The 16,283-nt window shown below is 71.6% G+C and carries 19 protein-coding genes; 9 read left to right on the top strand and 10 right to left on the bottom strand.

The window, feature by feature from the left end; all coding sequences use genetic code 11:
- Positions 1 to 56: 56 nt before the first annotated feature.
- Positions 57 to 206 carry a hypothetical protein gene (locus tag ACTJKO_RS12765; RefSeq protein WP_440689254.1) on the top strand — a complete coding sequence of 50 codons (150 nt, stop codon included), beginning with the start codon at positions 57 to 59 and terminating at the stop codon, positions 204 to 206.
- A gap of 46 nt (positions 207 to 252) precedes the next feature.
- On the opposite strand, the gene ACTJKO_RS12760 is transcribed toward ACTJKO_RS12765, so the two are convergent.
- Positions 253 to 708, bottom strand: a complete 456-nt coding sequence (locus tag ACTJKO_RS12760; RefSeq protein ID WP_440689252.1) for an acyl-CoA thioesterase — start codon at positions 706 to 708, stop codon at positions 253 to 255.
- A complete protein-coding gene (locus tag ACTJKO_RS12755) occupies positions 705 to 1,286 on the bottom strand; it encodes a QsdR family transcriptional regulator (protein ID WP_440689250.1) in 582 nt (193 codons plus the stop codon). The genes ACTJKO_RS12760 and ACTJKO_RS12755 overlap by 4 nt, the downstream gene beginning before the upstream one ends.
- 47 nt (positions 1,287 to 1,333) lie before the next feature.
- On the opposite strand from ACTJKO_RS12755, the gene ACTJKO_RS12750 reads away from it, so the two are divergent.
- A complete protein-coding gene (locus tag ACTJKO_RS12750; protein WP_440689248.1) occupies positions 1,334 to 2,527 on the top strand; it encodes an acyl-CoA dehydrogenase family protein in 1,194 nt (397 codons plus the stop codon).
- A 93-nt stretch (positions 2,528 to 2,620) separates the two neighbouring features.
- Here the strand turns inward: ACTJKO_RS12750 and ACTJKO_RS12745 are convergent, their stop codons facing one another.
- The 3 genes from ACTJKO_RS12745 to ACTJKO_RS12735 all read right to left on the bottom strand — a co-directional run bounded on the left by ACTJKO_RS12745 (position 2,621) and on the right by ACTJKO_RS12735 (position 6,479).
- On the bottom strand, positions 2,621 to 4,717 hold the full coding sequence (locus ACTJKO_RS12745) for an alpha/beta fold hydrolase (RefSeq protein WP_440689246.1): 2,097 nt from the start codon (positions 4,715 to 4,717) through the stop codon (positions 2,621 to 2,623).
- Positions 4,718 to 4,789: 72 nt separating this feature from the next.
- Positions 4,790 to 5,662 (bottom strand): patatin-like phospholipase family protein, encoded by an 873-nt coding sequence (locus tag ACTJKO_RS12740; RefSeq protein WP_440689244.1) that lies wholly within the window; start codon positions 5,660 to 5,662, stop codon positions 4,790 to 4,792.
- 79 nt (positions 5,663 to 5,741) lie between these two features.
- Positions 5,742 to 6,479 carry a S1 family peptidase gene (locus ACTJKO_RS12735; protein ID WP_440689242.1) on the bottom strand — a complete coding sequence of 246 codons (738 nt, stop codon included), beginning with the start codon at positions 6,477 to 6,479 and terminating at the stop codon, positions 5,742 to 5,744.
- Between the two features lie 136 nt (positions 6,480 to 6,615).
- Here ACTJKO_RS12735 and ACTJKO_RS12730 point away from each other — a divergent pair, with 136 nt between their 5' ends.
- Together ACTJKO_RS12730 and ACTJKO_RS12725 are read left to right on the top strand one after the other, a co-directional pair.
- Positions 6,616 to 7,443 (top strand): GAF domain-containing protein, encoded by an 828-nt coding sequence (locus ACTJKO_RS12730; RefSeq protein ID WP_440689240.1) that lies wholly within the window; start codon positions 6,616 to 6,618, stop codon positions 7,441 to 7,443.
- A 41-nt stretch (positions 7,444 to 7,484) separates the two neighbouring features.
- On the top strand, positions 7,485 to 7,670 hold the full coding sequence (locus ACTJKO_RS12725; RefSeq protein WP_440689238.1) for a hypothetical protein: 186 nt from the start codon (positions 7,485 to 7,487) through the stop codon (positions 7,668 to 7,670).
- A 189-nt stretch (positions 7,671 to 7,859) separates the two neighbouring features.
- On the opposite strand, the gene ACTJKO_RS12720 is transcribed toward ACTJKO_RS12725, so the two are convergent.
- Together ACTJKO_RS12720 and ACTJKO_RS12715 are read right to left on the bottom strand one after the other, a co-directional pair.
- The gene (locus ACTJKO_RS12720) at positions 7,860 to 8,888 is read right to left on the bottom strand and encodes an NADPH:quinone reductase (protein ID WP_440689236.1); all 1,029 of its coding nucleotides are present in this window, start codon (positions 8,886 to 8,888) and stop codon (positions 7,860 to 7,862) included.
- 45 nt (positions 8,889 to 8,933) lie between these two features.
- Positions 8,934 to 9,302, bottom strand: coding sequence for a winged helix-turn-helix transcriptional regulator (locus ACTJKO_RS12715; protein WP_440689234.1), 369 nt, complete (start codon positions 9,300 to 9,302; stop codon positions 8,934 to 8,936).
- 91 nt (positions 9,303 to 9,393) lie between these two features.
- Here ACTJKO_RS12715 and ACTJKO_RS12710 point away from each other — a divergent pair, with 91 nt between their 5' ends.
- Positions 9,394 to 10,041, top strand: coding sequence for an NAD(P)-dependent oxidoreductase (locus ACTJKO_RS12710; protein WP_440689232.1), 648 nt, complete (start codon positions 9,394 to 9,396; stop codon positions 10,039 to 10,041).
- Positions 10,042 to 10,251: 210 nt separating this feature from the next.
- Here the strand turns inward: ACTJKO_RS12710 and ACTJKO_RS12705 are convergent, their stop codons facing one another.
- Positions 10,252 to 11,577 carry an MFS transporter gene (locus tag ACTJKO_RS12705; RefSeq protein WP_440689230.1) on the bottom strand — a complete coding sequence of 442 codons (1,326 nt, stop codon included), beginning with the start codon at positions 11,575 to 11,577 and terminating at the stop codon, positions 10,252 to 10,254.
- Between the two features lie 124 nt (positions 11,578 to 11,701).
- On the opposite strand from ACTJKO_RS12705, the gene ACTJKO_RS12700 reads away from it, so the two are divergent.
- Positions 11,702 to 12,559: a LysR substrate-binding domain-containing protein gene (locus ACTJKO_RS12700; RefSeq protein WP_440689228.1), complete on the top strand. Its 858-nt coding sequence runs from the start codon at positions 11,702 to 11,704 to the stop codon at positions 12,557 to 12,559.
- 6 nt (positions 12,560 to 12,565) lie between these two features.
- On the opposite strand, the gene ACTJKO_RS12695 is transcribed toward ACTJKO_RS12700, so the two are convergent.
- Positions 12,566 to 13,636 carry a hypothetical protein gene (locus ACTJKO_RS12695; protein WP_440689226.1) on the bottom strand — a complete coding sequence of 357 codons (1,071 nt, stop codon included), beginning with the start codon at positions 13,634 to 13,636 and terminating at the stop codon, positions 12,566 to 12,568.
- A gap of 98 nt (positions 13,637 to 13,734) precedes the next feature.
- Between ACTJKO_RS12695 and ACTJKO_RS12690 the strand changes: the two genes are divergently transcribed.
- On the top strand, positions 13,735 to 14,721 hold the full coding sequence (locus tag ACTJKO_RS12690; protein WP_440689224.1) for an aldo/keto reductase: 987 nt from the start codon (positions 13,735 to 13,737) through the stop codon (positions 14,719 to 14,721).
- A gap of 3 nt (positions 14,722 to 14,724) precedes the next feature.
- Here ACTJKO_RS12690 and ACTJKO_RS12685 read toward each other — a convergent pair whose 3' ends face one another.
- Positions 14,725 to 15,384 (bottom strand): NADPH-dependent F420 reductase, encoded by a 660-nt coding sequence (locus ACTJKO_RS12685; RefSeq protein ID WP_440689222.1) that lies wholly within the window; start codon positions 15,382 to 15,384, stop codon positions 14,725 to 14,727.
- A 79-nt stretch (positions 15,385 to 15,463) separates the two neighbouring features.
- Between ACTJKO_RS12685 and ACTJKO_RS12680 the strand changes: the two genes are divergently transcribed.
- Positions 15,464 to 15,760 (top strand): GNAT family N-acetyltransferase, encoded by a 297-nt coding sequence (locus ACTJKO_RS12680; RefSeq protein ID WP_440689220.1) that lies wholly within the window; start codon positions 15,464 to 15,466, stop codon positions 15,758 to 15,760.
- 22 nt (positions 15,761 to 15,782) lie between these two features.
- Positions 15,783 to 16,244 carry a VOC family protein gene (locus ACTJKO_RS12675; RefSeq protein ID WP_440689218.1) on the top strand — a complete coding sequence of 154 codons (462 nt, stop codon included), beginning with the start codon at positions 15,783 to 15,785 and terminating at the stop codon, positions 16,242 to 16,244.
- Positions 16,245 to 16,283: the final 39 nt, after the last annotated feature.

The following is a 16,283-nucleotide window of genomic DNA, read 5'->3' as shown; positions in this document are numbered from 1 at the left end:
GTACCTTCTCGAGGAGAACGGGTTCCGCTGAGCGGACGCCGAAGAAGGGGGATCGGATGCACATCGTGTTCGCCATCGGGCGGGGGATCGGCTTCGTGCTCACGACTGCCGCGAAGGTGATCGGCACCTGGGGTGGTGCGAAGCCTGCGGGCGACGACGCGGCGGTGCGGCTGAACAACCCGCGCCGTGAGGACTACCGGCCCTGAGCCGTCGCCGGGCTCGGCACGTCGGCGGAGTTCCGGTCGTGGCCGGTCAGTCGGCGGTGGGCGACGCCGACGACGGTCCCGTGACCACCATCGTGCGCGTCACGAGTTCGCGGAGTGCGTCCGGGAGGGGCATCGGGCGACGGGCTCCTTCGCGGTCGATGATGACGTGCGCGAACTCGCCGGTCGCGAGCAACGCACCATCCGACTGGCGGAACAGGCCGAACTCCCACGACAGACTCGTGTTCCCGAGGTGCTTCGAGCGCATCCCGACCTCGATAACGTCCGGCCACACGGCTGACTCGACGAACCGGCAGCTCGACGACACCAGCACGGCGATCCACTCTGACGAGAACGGGTCGAGGCCGGCCTCTTCGCGGAACCAGTACGTCGCCGCGTTGTCCATCGCGCTGTAGTAGATCGTGTTGTTGACGTGCCCGAACATGTCGTTGTCGTTCCACCGCGTGGGGTAGCTGCGTCGGAACGGGTAGTCGTCGATGGTCATCGGTCTCCTGTCGGAAGGGCCACGGGGCGGAGCACGTACTCGAAGGTCGCGCGGGCGCGGACGGGGTCGGGCGTCTCACCGGAGATGAGGTCCGCGTAGGTGAAGGACTCCGAGATGCGGACGAGCAGCCGGGCGAGTTCCTCGGCGGACAGCGGTTCGGGGTCGAACGAACCGTTGCGGCGTTCGTGCTCGATGAGGGCGGTCACGCGGCCCACGAAGCGGCTCTGCACGTCACTCTCGGTCGTGGTGAGGAGCCGGAGCGCGCGTGCCGGCTCCCGGGTGAGGAAGATCCGGAAGTACGGCGCCTGGATCAGGTCCGCCGTGAACCGGTCGAGCACGTCGACGATCCGGGCGGCTCCGGACGGAGCTGCCGCCGCGGCTGCCGCATCGAGGGTGGGGACGGCGAGGGACCAGAGGATCTCGGACAGCAGCCGGTCTCGGTTGCCCACCCAGCGGAACAGCGAGGTGCGGTCCACGCCGAGCGACGTCGCCAACTGGCCCATGTCGATGCGCGCGCCGTCGATGAAGGTGTGTCGCGCCTCCCGGAACGCGCGCAGCGCCGAATCCGATGTGTACACGCGTCCCTCCCTTGCAACGTTTTCGAGAATGATGCATCGTGGTTCCCATGTCAACGTCGACGTCCACCACCGCGCTGCTCGAGTCCGACTTCTACCGCTTCCAGGAGGGGCTGACCGACCAGGAGCGTGCATCCCTCGGGCGGCTGCGCGCGTACCTGGAGTCCGAGGTGCGCCCGATCGCGGACGACTACTGGGCGCGGGCCGAGTTCCCGATGCAGGTCATCAAGCCGCTGTCCGACCTCGGCATGTACGGCCCGGGTGTCCCGCTCGTGCGGCACTTCGAGAACTCGGCCGTGTACCGCGGGTGGGCGGCCCTCGAACTCGGACGCGTGGACGCCAGCGTCGCGACCTTCATCGGCGTGCAGTCCGGCCTCGCGATGAACTCGATCGCCGTCGCCGGCAGCGAGGAGCAGCAGCGCGAGTGGCTGCCGCGGATGGCATCGGGCGAGCTGGTCGGCGCGTTCGGGCTGACGGAGCCGCTGTCCGGCAGCGACTCGGCACGGGGCCTCCGCACGACCGCACGGCGTGAGGGCGACACGTGGGTCCTGGACGGTGAGAAGCGCTGGATCGGGAACGCGACCTTCGCGGACGTCGTGGTGATCTGGGCCAAGGACGTCTCCGACGGTCAGGTGAAGGGCTTCCTCGTGACCACGGACACCCCCGGGTTCAGCGCGACGAAGATCGAGGACAAGATCGCCCTGCGCGGTGTGCAGAACGCCGACATCGTCATGACGGGTGTGCGCGTCCCGGAAGCGCGGCGACTGCAGCGCGCCGATTCGTTCCGCGCGACCGCCGAGGTGCTCCGCCTGACCCGGACCGAGGTGGCGTGGCAGGCAATCGGCATCGCCGTCGGCGCCTACGAGGCGGCGCTCGACTACGCCCGCACCCGGATCCAGTTCGGCAAGCCGATCGCTGCGCACCAGCTCGTGCAGGACCGGCTCGTGCAGTCGCTCGGGAACATCACGGCGTCCATCGCCCTGTGCACGCAGGCCTCGGCGATGCAGGACGCCGGGACCGGGGGCGACGAGCACTCCGCGATGGCGAAGGCGTTCGCGACGGCGAAGATGCGGGAGACCGTGGCGTGGTGCCGCGAGGTGCAGGGCGGGAACGGGATCGTCCTCGACAAGGGCGTCGCGCGGTTCTTCGCCGATGCCGAGGCGATCTACTCGTACGAGGGCACCCGCGAGGTGAACACGCTCATCGTCGGGCGAGCCATCACCGGGCAGGCCGCGTTCGTGTAGTGCCGCGGTCGGCGGTCGGCGCCTACCGACCCGGAACGACATCATCGCTGTCGTACGACGTCGACGATGTCGTTCCGCGTCGGCGGACCCGCCTCAGCCGAGCAGCTCGGGCCGCTTCCACTCCCCGCCGAGGACGTGCTGCTCGAGGAACGCGAACACCGTCTCGTACCAGACCACCGCGTGCTGCGGCTTCAGCACCCAGTGGTTCTCGTCCGGGAAGTACAGGAAGCGGTGCGGCATCGAACCGTCGGCCGCGGCGTGGTGCTCGGCGAGCTCGGACCAGAGCCGCAGCCCCTCGCCGATCGGCACCCGGTAGTCCTTGTCGCCGTGGATGACGAGCATCGGCGTGACGATGTCACCGACGAACCGGTGCGGGTCGTTCTCGTGGATGCCGGACTCGTCGAAGATCGACTGCCAGTACTGGGACATGTCGGTCGTGCCGTTGAACTGCTCGAGCGCCCACAGGCTGGCGTGCGTGACGATCGCGCGGAACCGGTCGGTGTGCCCCGCGACCCAGTTCGCCATGTACCCGCCGAAGGAGCCGCCCATCGCGGCCGTCCGGCGCTCGTCGATGTTGTCGCGGGTGGTCACCGCGTCGGTGATCGCCATGAGGTCGGTGAACGGCGCCTGCCCCCAGGCGTTCCACCCGCGGTTGATGAAGTCGAGCCCGTAGCCCGTCGACAGTGCGGGGTCGGGCAGCAGCACGGCGTACCCGCGCGCTGCTGCGAGCTGCGGGTTCCACCGCCACGACCACTGGTTCCAGGAGTTGAGCGGACCACCGTGGATCCACAGCAGCAGCGGGTGCGGGCCGTCACCCTCGGGCAGGACGAGCCACCCGCGCACGCGGGAGCCGTCGGCCGCCGTCGTCGACACCTCTTCCAGTCGCCCGGGCACGTCCGGCAGGGGCGCGGGCGTCGCGAGCGGGGTCACCGCCCCGTCGGACGCGATCCGAACGGGGTGCATCGGAGCCGCCCAGGAGGCACGGAGCGCCACGACCGCGCCGCTCTCCTCCGCCACGCGCAGGCTCGAGTACGCCCAGTCGTCGTGCGTCAGCTGCTCGACCGGACCGTCGTCGAGCGGGATCCGGAACACCGGCGCGCGGCCGTCCTGGTCCGCCGTCGTCAGGAGCGCACCGTCGCCGTGCTCGAAGACGAGCTCGTTCGGCCAGCGGTCCCACTCGGCCGCAATCCGACGAGCACCGGTCAGCCCGGAGCCGTCGAGGCCTGCGACCCAGATCTCCTGCTCGGTCGCACCCGCCGGGGTGAACCGCCGCGTCCGGACCCACGCCACCGTCCGGCCGTCGTGGCTGACGGCCGGCATCTCGTGGTCGACGTCGTCCTCGTCCGCGAGCACGGTGCGCGCACCCGTGGCGACGTCGAACGCGACGAGCGTGAAGCGGGAACCACGCGCCTCCTGGACGGCGACGGTGGCGACGACCGTCGAACCGTCGGGGGTGACCGTTCCGCTGACGTGTTCGAGGGAGCGTGCTGGTGTCGGCGTCAGGTCGGTCAGCGTCGGCAGGTGCGCGGGGTAGGCGTGCTTCGACTCGGCCGCCGTGTCGTGGGTGGACGCGGCCGCCGTGTCACGCTCCGACAGCGAGCCGAGGTCGAGCGTGAGCACGTGGGTCTCGTCCGGCCCGAGGTCGTGGTCCCAGAAGCGGACCGGGTAGGTCTCGTGCAGGATCGCCTGGACCTTCCGGTCCTTGCGGCGCCCACGGAGCTCGGCGTCGGCGACCACAACGCCGGTGCGGTCGTCGCCGGCGCCCGGGAGCAGCCCGGCCGTGACGGCGACGGTGTCGGCACCGGAAGCGGCGCCGAGCACCCCGCCGACCCCTCCGGCGAGGCGGGTGACCGGGCGCGCTTCGCCGCCGGTGGCCGGCAGGACCCACAGCTGTGGCGCGTCGGTGTCCTTGTCGCCGTCACCGTCGGGACGTGCGGAGACGAAGAGCAGGTCGCCCGTGCGGGTGAAGGCGACGCCGCCCTCGCCCTTCGCCGAGCGGGTCAGGCGGACCGGCACCGATTCGGTCGCGGCGTCGCCGGGGACCGCCCAGACCGCCCGTCGGTAGCCGGTGCCGTCCTCGTCGAGCACGCTGACGGTGAGGGCGACGCGCGAGCCGTCCGGACTCACCGCGATCCCGTCGACTCGGGGGAGTGCGGTGTACTGGTCGAGGTCGGAGAACGGCGTCGTCATGCCCCCACGCTAACGCGGCGTCCGGAGCTGCGGGCCGTCAGGCGCCCTCCTGTGGAGAACCCGCCGGCGCGATCAGGCCCAGAACGCCGCGATGCCCTCGGCGACCGCCCGGCCCTGCGTCCGGCCGGCGTCCGCGGACGGGGCCTGCGTGGCGAGGGACAGGGAGTTCGTGCCGAACGCCTGCTGCGCGGTGCTGTCCGCGACGACGACCTCGACGGAGCTCCCCGCAGCCCGGAGCCCCTCGACCGCCACGTCGAGCCACGGCCCGAGCGGCGACGGGCCCTCGGGGCCGCAGGCGATGACGAGGACCCGCTCGTACCCGGCGGCCACGTCCGCGTTCGTGCCGGAGCGGAGGCCGCCGTCGATGTACGGCCGTCCCTCGATGCCGACGGGCGACCAGACGAGCGGAACGGAGCAGCTCGCGGCGACGGCGCGGGGGAGCGGGACGCCGTCCGCCGCCGTGAGCACGCGGAAGGTCCCGTCGGTGGCGTCGATCGTGGTGAGCGCGAGGGGCTTCGCGGGCCACTCGGTCGACGGCAGGGTCTCGGTGAACGTCGCGGTGCGCTCGTCGTCGGTCTGCCCGGTCGTGGTCTGCTGGGCGAGGAGCCCCAGCCGTGCGCGGGCGTCCTGGTCGGAGGTGGCGCCCTCGAGGACGGCGCCGATGCGCTGCTGGAAGTCCTCGCCGTCGATGGCGACGGGTTCCTCGTAGGTGGTCGGGACCGGTGCGTGCTGCTGGTCGTACGCCTGCTGCACGCCGCCGTACCGGACGAACGTCCCGACGACGCTGCCGGCGCTCGTGCCGACCACCAGGTCGGCGGCGTCGAGGTCGACCCCGGCGTCCTGCAGCGCGGCGAGGACGCCGAGCTCCCAGGCGATGCCGGCGACCCCACCACCCCCGAGGACGAGTGCTCTGGTTCCGGGCGCGGGCGTCGAGACGTCGGTCATGGGTCCTGCTTACCAGGCGCAGGCAGACGGGAGGCGCGGTNNNNCACCGCGCCTCCCGTCCTTCCCTGGTCGGGCTGGGTCAGACCCCAGCGGTGGAGCGGATCCAGCTCGCGCTCTGCGTGAGGACGGCGTAGTTCGAACCCGCGTGCGTGTTCGCGCCCGGGTCGGCCACGTCACCGGTGGAGCAGACGCCGACGACCTTGCCGTTGACGACGAGCGCTCCGCCGGAGTCGCCGTGGTTCGAGGCGCCGGTGACGCCCGTGACGTGCTGTGCGCGGCCGCCGTAGGCGTCGGTCGAGGCGCCGGTCAGGTTGACGGTCGCCTGGTAGAGCCCGGTCGTCGGGACGCTGTTCGCGCGGTTGCCGTAGCCGAGGATCGTGCCCGTCCCGGAGGACTTCGTCGTGTAGGCGAGGTCGAGCTGTGCGTACGACGAGAGGGTCTTCGGCGTGCTGAGGTGCACGAGCGCGATGTCCCCGGCGGGTGCCGAGTAGAGCCGGTCCGCGGCGGTCGCGGGCCCACGGTTCGTCGTGCTGTTGGAGTGGTAGACGTTCATCGCGGTGGTGCCGTCGACGCAGTGCTCTGCGGTGAGCACCCACGAGGCGTTGAGCTGTTCACCGGTGCACCCGTAGGTGGCGCTGCCGCCCTGCTGGAAGATGAGCTGCACCTCCCACGGCGTGCTCGGGGCCTGCTCGCCGCCGATGACCTGCGGCGAGACGGTCGCGGCGTTCGCTGCGGTGGTGCCGAGCGTGCCGCCGAGGAGGGCGAGGGCTGCCGTCGCTGCGAGGGCGAGTCCCTTGAGGTTCTGTCGCTGCTTCATGCAGTTGATGGTGCGTCGACCCCTGTTCGGGGGGCAAGTCGGCGTTGCAGGGGACAACAGTCGTACCTCGATCGGCTCCGGAACGGGCCTGTGGAGAACTCCGTCCGCGTCGGTGGTGTGCCCTACCGTCGGGGGCATGACCGGGGAACACACCACCAGCGACCGCCGTCGTCGGCGGGCCGGAGCGGTGGTCTGGCCGATCGTCATCGCGACGGCTCCGACCGCCGCGTTCCAGCTGCCGAACCTCTTCGTGACGCCCGGCGTGCGCGTGGCCCTCGTGGCGTTCGGGCTCGTGGTCCTGCTCGCCGCGGTGGTCGTGCAGATCGTCCGCGCTCGGCGCAGCGCGGTGTCGCTCGCGAGTGCGGCAGCGGATGCCCGCGCGGCCGAGATCGAGCACGGGACGGCCGTCCGGTACGCCTTCGGGCAGTTGGCGACCCGGTTGGTCCGGTTCTCGGAACTCCGACGGCACGAGCGGCACCGGGAACTCCCGGCCTTCGCCGACCGGATCGCGGTCGCGCTGGCGTTCTACCTCCTGCCCGGCGTCCCCGACGTGCGCGCCAACGTGTACCAGCTCTCCGCCGACCTGCGCGCGCTCGAACCCATCGGGCACGGCGGCGCGGACGACACCGCCGGGGTCTTCCGCGCCGGCACCCCCTACGGGGACCGCAACCTCGAGTGGGTGCTCGTCGGCGGCGGACCGCGGGTGGTCGGTGACCGCGCGGCGGACGTCGACGTCGACCAGGACCAGCCCGACTTCGAGCCGCGGTACCGCTCGTACGTGTCGGTCGTGATCCGCTCCGAGGAGTACTCGTTCGGCATGCTCACCGTGGACTCGCCTGTACCGGACGCGTTCACCGACCTCGACGCCAAGTACGTCGCGATGATGGCCTCGTTCATGGCCATCGCGTTCTCGCTCGCGTCCGTGTTCCCGGAGCGGGACCGGAACCCCAGGAAAGGCCCGTGATGCTCACACGATTTGTCGGACGCTCGACGTACGATCCCCCCATGACCATCGTGAACCCCGAACCGAAGCCCTTCGGTCGGTCCCGGGTGTACACCCCGAACTGGACCGACGACACCACCGACGCCGACTACGAAGACCTCGAGGTCATCGCCGCGAACATCGAGCGCGAACGGGCAGCTGCCCGCCGCCGGTTCGAGGAACGCCTCGCCGCTGCCCTGGCTCGCTGACCCGAGCGGGCGTCAGCGCCCCGTCGACACGACGCACCACGATCCCGACACGGAACCAGCAGGACTGCCTGGTTCGGTGCCGGGATCGTCGTGCATCGGGCGGGCGTCGGTGATCGCGCGGTCCATTCGCTTCGTGCGTCGAGTGCGTCGAGTGCGTCGAGTGCGTCGTTCGCGCCGTGGAACGGCTCGCTACTGGTCGCTCACGTCGATGAGGACCTTGCCGACGACGTTGCCCTCGACGGCGTCGTGTGCGGCGGCCGTCTCCTCCAACCGGAAGCGGGTGATCGGCAGTCCGGACTCCTCGCCCACGGGCAGGACCCCGTCGCGGAGCGCCGCGGTGACGTCCTCGGCCGCAGCGGCCAAGGACTCGTCACCGATCGTGTAGAGCAGCAGGAACTGGTACCGGGCGTTGATGCTCATGTTCGGGCGGACCGGCAGCGTGGCTTCGTCCCCACCGTTGTTCGCGTAGATCGACACGACACCGTGGTTCGCCAGGACCTGCGCGACCAGTGCTGCGTTCTGGGGGATGGAGACCTCGACGACGATGTCGACGCCGTCCGGGGCGATCCGCCGGATCTGCTCGGCCGCGTCGTCGTCGTGGTAGTCGATCGTGTGGTGCGCCCCGGCGGCGGTGGCGAGTGCTGCCTTCGCCTCGGAGCTGATCGTGCTGATGACGGTCGCGCCGGCCCAACGGGCGAGCTGGATGGCTGCGTGTCCCACGGCACCGGCGCCCCCGGCGACCAGGACGGTCTTGCCCTCGAGTGCACCGGGTGCGAGCCGGTCCGGACCGTGCTCGTGGGTGGTGAGCGCTCGGTGTGCGGTCATCGCGGGGACCCCGAGGGAGGCGCCGACGTCGAATGACGTGCCATCGGGAAGCGGCACCGCGCGGGAGGCCGGGACGACGGTGTACTCCTGCGCCGTGCCCGTCGGTCGGCCGGACGCGGACATGTAGAGCCAGACGCGGTCGCCGACGCGCAGGCCGTCGACGCCCTCGCCGACCGCGTCGACCACGCCGGCGCCGTCCTGGTCCGGGGTGATCTCGGGGAACGGCAGCCCGTCGCCGTAGGTGCCGCCCTGCCGGGCCTTCCAGTCGGTCGGGTTGACGCCGGAGACGACGACGCGGACACGGACCTCGCCGGGGCCTGGGGTGGGGACGTCCCGCTCGACGAGTTCGAGGACGGAGCTGTCACCGGGCTTCGTGTAGACGACTGATCGCATGTCCCCAGGCAACCACTCGGCTCTGTCCGGGATTCCGGCTGACGGTCAGCGTGCTCGCGCGTCGTACTCGTCGCGGGAGACGGCGACCTCGTCCATGTGCGAGGTCGCCCACGCCTCGAGCGGCTCGAGCACGGCGCGCAGGGAGCGACCGCGATCGGTGAGCTCGTACTCGACGTGGGGCGGGATCTCCGGGAACACCGTTCGGGTGACGAAGCCGTCCCGTTCGAGCGCGCGGAGGGTCTGCGTGAGCATCTTCTGCGACACGCCCTGCACGCGGGCCGCGATGGCGGAGTAGCGTGCCGGGCCGTCGGCGAGGGTGCCGATCGTCAGGACGCTCCACCGGTCACCGATGCGGTCGAGCAGTTGGCGGGACGGGCAGTCCGCTGCGTAGGGGCTGTACTCGAGTGCTGACATCGGGTCCTCCGTCACGCACCGTGAGGTGCCTACTTACCGAAAGAGAGTAACGCTTGTACGGTGAGTGTCAATCTCCACGAAAGGAAGCTCCATGACCAGCATCGTCGTGTTCGGCGGCACCGGGTACGCCGGCTCCGCCATCGTCCGTGAGGCCCTGTCCCGCGGCATCGCCGTCACCGCCGTCGCGCGTGACACCTCGGGTGTCGAGGCCGCCGAGGGGCTCACGCTCCGGCAGGGCGACGCGTTCGACGCCGACCTCGTCGCCGATGTGACGAAGGGCGCGGACGTCATCGTCGTGGCGCTGCACGCGGTGCAGGCGGACGGCAGCGAGCTCAAGGACAAGTTCCAGCCGTTCGTCGACGCCGCGGCAGCAGCGGGCGCACGACTCGGGATCGTCGGCGGCGCCGGATCGCTGCTCGTGGCCGAGGGCGGCCCGCAGCTGGTCGACACGCCGGAGTTCCCGGACGCGTTCAAGGCCGAGGCGAAGAGCCACGCGCAGATCCTCGAGGCCCTCCGTGCCGGCAGCACCGACGTCGACTGGTTCTACGTGAGCCCGGCGGCGTCCTTCGGCGGGTACAACCCCGGTGAGCGTCGTGGCACCTACCGGACAACGGACGACGTCCTCCTCACTGACGCCGACGGCAACTCGGACATCTCCGGCGAGGACTTCGCGATCGCCTTCGTCGACGAGATCGCCTCGCCGGCGCACCACCGCGCGCGCTTCGGCGTCGCGTACTGACGCGCGTCGCGCCCCGCGGCGTCACGCCGACGGCCGGACAACACGCTCGGGCGTGCGAGGGCGCAACGTCCCCACGGGAGCGCGATCGCGGCCGCCTGTCGGACTGGAGGCGCGGGGCGNGCCCCGCGCCTCCAGTCCGACGGCTGGTCGCTGTCGGCCGCGCGCCGCTCCGGCTGGTTCCGAGCCCGCGCCGCGCAGCGCCCCGCCGCGTCAGCGGTGCCCGACGATCGCGGGCACCGGCATGTGGTGCCGCATCCGCACCGCGAGGTGCAGCCCGCCGCGCCGGGCGAGCACCACGCCGACGACGGCCGCCGCCGCGGCCGGCACCCCACCGGCGACGACCATCCCGACGTGGGGCCCGAAGTGGTCGACGACCTGTCCCATGAGCGGGCCACCGATCGCCTGCCCACCGAGCAGCACGAGGACGTAGAGCGACATCACGCGGCCCCGGATCGCCACGTTCGAGGACAGCTGCACGAGTGAGTTCGACGCCGTCTGGAACAGCAGCTGCGACATCCCGACGGCGACGAGTGCGACGGTGAACGGCGCGATGACCGGGATCGACCCGGTGACCACGAGCAGCACCCCGGTCCAGAACACACCGCCGACGATGGTGCGCAGCCGGACGGTGGCGCGCCGGGTGGACAGCAGCGCACCGGTCAGCGCCCCGATCGCCACGGCGGAGTTGAACACCCCGTAGCCGCCCGCGCCCACGTGGTAGACCTGCGACGCGAAGGCGGACAGCAGCACGGGCATCGTCAGCGCGAACACGGAGAAGAAGGCCACGAGCACCACCGGCACGATGATCGTCGGCTTCCGGACGGCGTAGCGGAGCCCCTCGACGAGCTGTCCCTTGCCGCGTGGGGCCGCGGGCGTCCGGTGCAGTTCCGAGACGCGCAGGAACCCGAGCGTCACGACGACGGCGACGCAGGCGATCGCGTTGATGCCGAACGACCAGCCCGCACCGACCGCGACGAGCAGGGCGCCGGACAGCGCGGGCCCGATCATGCCGCCGAGCTGGAACACCGACGAGTTGACGCTGATGGCGTTGCGCAGGTGTTCGTGCCCCACGATCTCGGTGACGAACACCTGGCGCGCCGGGTTGTCGATCACGGTGACCATGCCGACCAGGAACGCGATCGCCCAGATGTGCCACGCCTGCACGACGCCCGCGAGCGTCAGTGCCGCGAGCACCGCGGAGAGGAGTGCGAACGCGCCCTGCGTGATCATCATCAGCGCACGCTTCGAGAACCGGTCGACGAGGACCCCGCCCCAGAGCCCGAAGAACAGCATCGGTGCGAACTGGCACGCGACCGTGATGCCGACCTGCGCGACCGAGCCGGTGAGCTGCAGGACGAGCCAGTCCTGCGCGATGCGCTGCATCCACCCGGCGGTCATCGCGACGAGGTTCGTGGCGGTGAAGAGCCGGAAGTTCGGGACGGACAGGGCGATGAGGGTGTGGCGCCACGGCGGTCGGGTGGCCTGGATCGGGAGTGGTTCGGTCGGTGGGGGGAGGGTCGTCGATGACGCGCTCACGGTGGGGGATCTCCGGACGTCGGCTGCGGATTTCGTACCTCCACGAAACTACGTGCCCGCGGGCCATTCGATACCCCTATGGTGGCTATCAGTCCATTGCGATGTCGAATGAACGGGGTGCACCGTGCTCGATCCGGTCCTGCTGCAGACGTTCCTCGCGGTCGCCGAGACGCGCAGCTTCACCCAGGCCGGCGCCCGCCTCGGCATCAGTCAGCCGACGGTCTCGCAGCACGTGCGGCGCCTCGAGAACGCCGTCTCCCGGACCCTGGTCGCACGGGACACCCGGGGCGTGGCGCTCACCGACAACGGGGACGCGATGGCGGGGTTCGCGCGGACGATCCTCGCGGCGCACGCCACCGCCGACGCGTACTTCTCAGGAGCCGCGACGCGGGGCCGGCTCCGGTTCGGCGCTGCGGACGACCTCGCGATCACGCAGTTGCCGCGGATCCTCCGGGACTTCCGTCGACTGCACCCGCAGGTGAACCTCGAACTGACGGTGAACCAGTCCGCGCCGCTGCTGCGCCGGGTCCACGCCGGGCAGCTCGACCTCGTGTTCATCAAGCAGACCGCCGGGGAGTCCGCCGAGGGCACGCGCGTCGCGAGCGACCAGATGGTGTGGATGGCGCAGGACGGCATCGCGCTCGAGCCCGGGGAGCCGGTGCCGCTCATCGCGTACCAGGCGCCGAGCATCAGCCGACAGATGGCGATCGACGCCCTCGAGGCCGCCGGTCGCACCTGGCGCATCACCTGCAACACCCGCGACGTGAACGGTGTGCTGGCGGCGGTGCGGGCGGGCATCGGGGTCGCCGTGTTCCCGCACTCGCTGATCCCCGCAGACCTCGTGAAGGTGTCGCAACGGTTGTCGTTGCCGGACCTGCCGGCCGTCGACTACGTCCTCATCGCCAACCCCACGGTGCAGCGGGAACCGATCAACGCCCTGACGAACGCGATCCTGTCCCGCGGGGTCATCCGCGCGGTCTGACCGTGGCTACGGCGCGAGCGTCGGCGCCGTCCCGCTGCCCGTGATGTCCGGCAGGGTCACGCCGACCAGCGGCAGCACCGCGGAGGCCACGGCCCACAACAGCACGAGCGTGCCGACACCGCCGAGCACGGCGCCGAGCAGGGCGACCGGTCGCTGCCACGTCGCCGCCGGGTTCCGGAGCGTCGCGGACGACAGCAGGAGCGCGAGCACGCCGAGCAGGACCCCGACCGCGTGCACCGTCGTGGGTGCCGTGAACCACCAGGCGCCCAGCCCGAGCGCGGCGAGGCCGGTGACCGCGCCGAGGGCGGCACCCGGGGTGGCGCCGACGAGCGGTCGGCGCGCGACCTCCGTGCCGTCCTGGAGGCGCGGCTCGGCCTCCGGCGTCTCGGTGCCGTCCGCCGGCGGTGCGGGTGTCGCCACGCTGCCGACGGTCTCGGCGTCGCTTGTCGGTGTCGCGGCGGCACGCGGGTGCCGACGAGCGGGGTCGGGTACCGGGTGGGCGGGGGCCGCCGGGGCGCCCGCGGCGAGGACGGCGTCGAAGGGACGGGTCGCCGCGTCGGGCTGCGGCGCGGGGACGGGAGCGGCGGACCGCTGCTGGCGGGCGAACCGGGCCGGGGTCCGGTAGCCGATCGGACCGGACGGCTCGGGCTCGGCGCCCTCGACGACGACGTGCTCGAGACCGGGGACGGAGAAGCGCGGCTGGCCGACCGTGGGGACGGCGGGTGTCGGCGGGGCCGGAGGTGCGGCGTCGATCGGCGACACCGGGGGCGGCCCGTGCGGCGTCCGGTCCGCCGGTGCCGTCTCGAACGGGACCGTCTCGACCGCGGGGGAGGTGGGCGCCGGCGGCAGGAGGTCCTCCTGCGGCGGGAAGTCGGGGACCACGACGTCGGCGTCGGGGAGTGCGGGTGCGGACTGCGCCGCGGGCGACGCGGTGGCGACCGTCTCCGGGACCGGTGCCGAGGCGACGGGGGCGGGGCGCGCCTCCAGGACCTCCGGAGCGCTCTCGGGCGGAGCCGTGACCCAGGCAGGGACCGCGCGACGCGGTCGGTCCTCGTCGGGCAGGCGATGCGATGCCACTGCGGTGCTCCTTCCGTACGCTGATCCATCGTCAGTTCTAATCGGAAGCGGACGGCCGCTCGCAGCCCCAGTTCCGGGGTCGCCGGTACGGTCGGGGCATGACCGGAATCGAACACCGCCCGCTCGGGCCCTCAGGACTCGTCGTCTCCACCGTCGGCATCGGCTGCAACAACTTCGGCCGACCCGGCACCCGGACCGAGACGCAGGAGGGCACGGACGCCGTCGTCCACGCTGCCCTCGACGCCGGCGTCACCCTCTTCGACACCGCCGACATCTACGGCGGGCGGCCCGGGCAGTCGGAGGAGATGCTCGGCAAGTCGATCGCCGGGCGCCGCGAGGAGATCGTGCTCGCCACGAAGTTCGGCATGGACATGCAGGGCGCGAACGGCCCGGACTGGGGCGTCCGCGGGTCCCGTCGCTACGTGCGGCTCGCCGTCGAGTCCTCGCTCCGACGTCTCGGCACGGACTGGATCGACCTGTACCAGATGCACCGCCCGGACGACGTGACGTCGATCGAGGAGACCCTGTCGGTGCTCGACGACCTCGTCCGCGAGGGCAAGATCCGGTACATCGGCCACTCGAACTTCGCCGGCTGGCAGATCGCCGAGGCGGAGCTCACCGCCGCGATCGCCGGGACGACGGCCTTCGTGTCCGCGCAGAACGAGTACAGCCCGCTGGCCCGGGGGGTCGAGGACGAGGTCCTGCCAGCGGTCCGTGCCTACGCCCTCGGGTTCCTGCCGTACTTCCCGCTGTACAACGGCCTGCTGACCGGCAAGTACACGAAGTCCGGGGGTCCGGAGGACGGGCGTCTGACGAAGGCGAAGCCGCAGGTGCTCGCCGACGCGCCGTGGTCGGTCCTCGAGGAGTTCCAGGGGTTCTGCGACGAACGCGGGGTCACGATGCTGCAGGCGACGTTCGCGTGGCTGCTCGCCCAGCCCGGGCTGTCGAGCGTCATCGCGGGTGCGACGAAGCCGGAGCAGGTCCGGCAGAACGCGGAGGCCGGCACCGCCTGGACCCCGTCGGAGGACGACATCGCGGAAATGACCGTGATCTTCGACGGGGGCCAGGGCGGCACGACCCGCTGAGGGCTACATGTCGCGGTAGCGCTTCGCCTCGGCGAGCTTGCCGCGGAGCTCGTCGGCGGTGAACCGGGCGACGTAGCCGGGGGTGTCGCGCTGGATGCGCCAGCCCTCGGCGAGCGGCCCGGCGTCGACGACGTCGAAGCCGAACTCTTCGATGAGGTCGGCGACGGTGCGCTTGGCATCGTCGTCGTCCCCGGCGACCACGAGGGCGCGGCGGCCGGGGGTTCCTGCGGGAGAGGCGTCGCCGGTCAGGTCGGCCGCGCCGATGTGGTTGAACGCCTTCACGACCCGGGCACCAGGCAGGTGCGCCTGCAGCAGTTCCGCGGTGGTGGTCGTCTCGTCGTCGAGCGCCGGGATCTGCCCGTCGCGCTGCGGGTAGTAGTTGTTGGTGTCGATGACGACCTTGCCGACGAGCGGCTCCACGGGGATCGTCTCGATGGCCGCGAGCGGGGTCGTCACCACGACGATCTCGCCCGCCGCTGCCGCCTCGTCGCGGGTGGCCGCGCGTGCCGCGCCCGACGCGATGCCGTCCAGTTCGTCGATGAGCGGCGTGAGGGTCTCGGGGCCGCGCGAGTTCGCGATCACGACCTGGTGGCCGTGCCGCACCGCGAGCCGGGCGAGCTGGGAACCGATGTTGCCTGCGCCGATGATGCCGATTGTCGTCATGGTGTCCAGGCAACGCCGGTCCCCGTCGTGGGCATTCCCGTCGCATCCGGTGGAGTCGCTCAGGGTGCATGATGGCGGCATGGACCACGAGTTCCGCGACGAGGCAGATCGGGACCGCTACGCGATGTACGTCGGTGGCGAGCTCGTGAGCGTGCTCGACTACCGCGAGAACGGCGACGCGATCGCGTTCCCGCACACCTACACGGTGCCGAAGCACCGCGGCCACGGGTACGCCGCGGAACTCGTCGAGTTCGCCGTCGACGACGTCGAGCAGCACACCACGAAGCGCATCGTCCCGATGTGCTGGTTCGTCGGCAAGTGGTTCGACGAGTACCCCGAGAAGGCAGACCTGCTCATCCGCGGCGCTGCGGACTGAGCCGGACCGGAAGGCCCCGCCCATGACCACGATCACCCCGTTCCTCTGGTACGACGACCAGGCGCAGCAGGCGGCCGAGTACTACGTGAGCCTGTTCCCGGACAGCAGCATCGACAGTGTCAGCAGGACCCCGGACGGGCAGACCCTCGTCGTGGAGTTCACGCTCCTCGGCAAGCCGTACCGGGCGATGAACGGCGGCCCGGGCCACGAGCACACGGACGCGATCTCGTTCCAGGTCGACGTCGACACGCAGGAGGAGCTGGACCGCGTCTGGGACGCGCTCCTCGCCGACGGCGGGCGGCCCTCCGCGTGCGGGTGGCTCTTCGACCGGTGGGGTGTGGCGTGGCAGGTCACCCCGTCGATGATGGGCGAGCTGATGACCGGGTCGGGTGACCCCGAGGCGAACGCCCGCGTGTTCCAGGCCATGATGCAGATGGTGAAGCTCGACATCCCGGCGCTGCAGGCTGCGGCAGCGGGTCGCTGAGCGGGACCGCGCCGTACCCGCCGGTATGGTTGCCGGACG

It is taken from the genome of Curtobacterium sp. 22159, assembly GCF_052045775.1.
Classification (GTDB): Bacteria; Actinomycetota; Actinomycetes; order Actinomycetales; family Microbacteriaceae; genus Curtobacterium.
The sequence above is the reverse complement of the archived record's forward strand: the minus strand, read 5'-3'. Positions and strand labels throughout refer to the sequence as shown.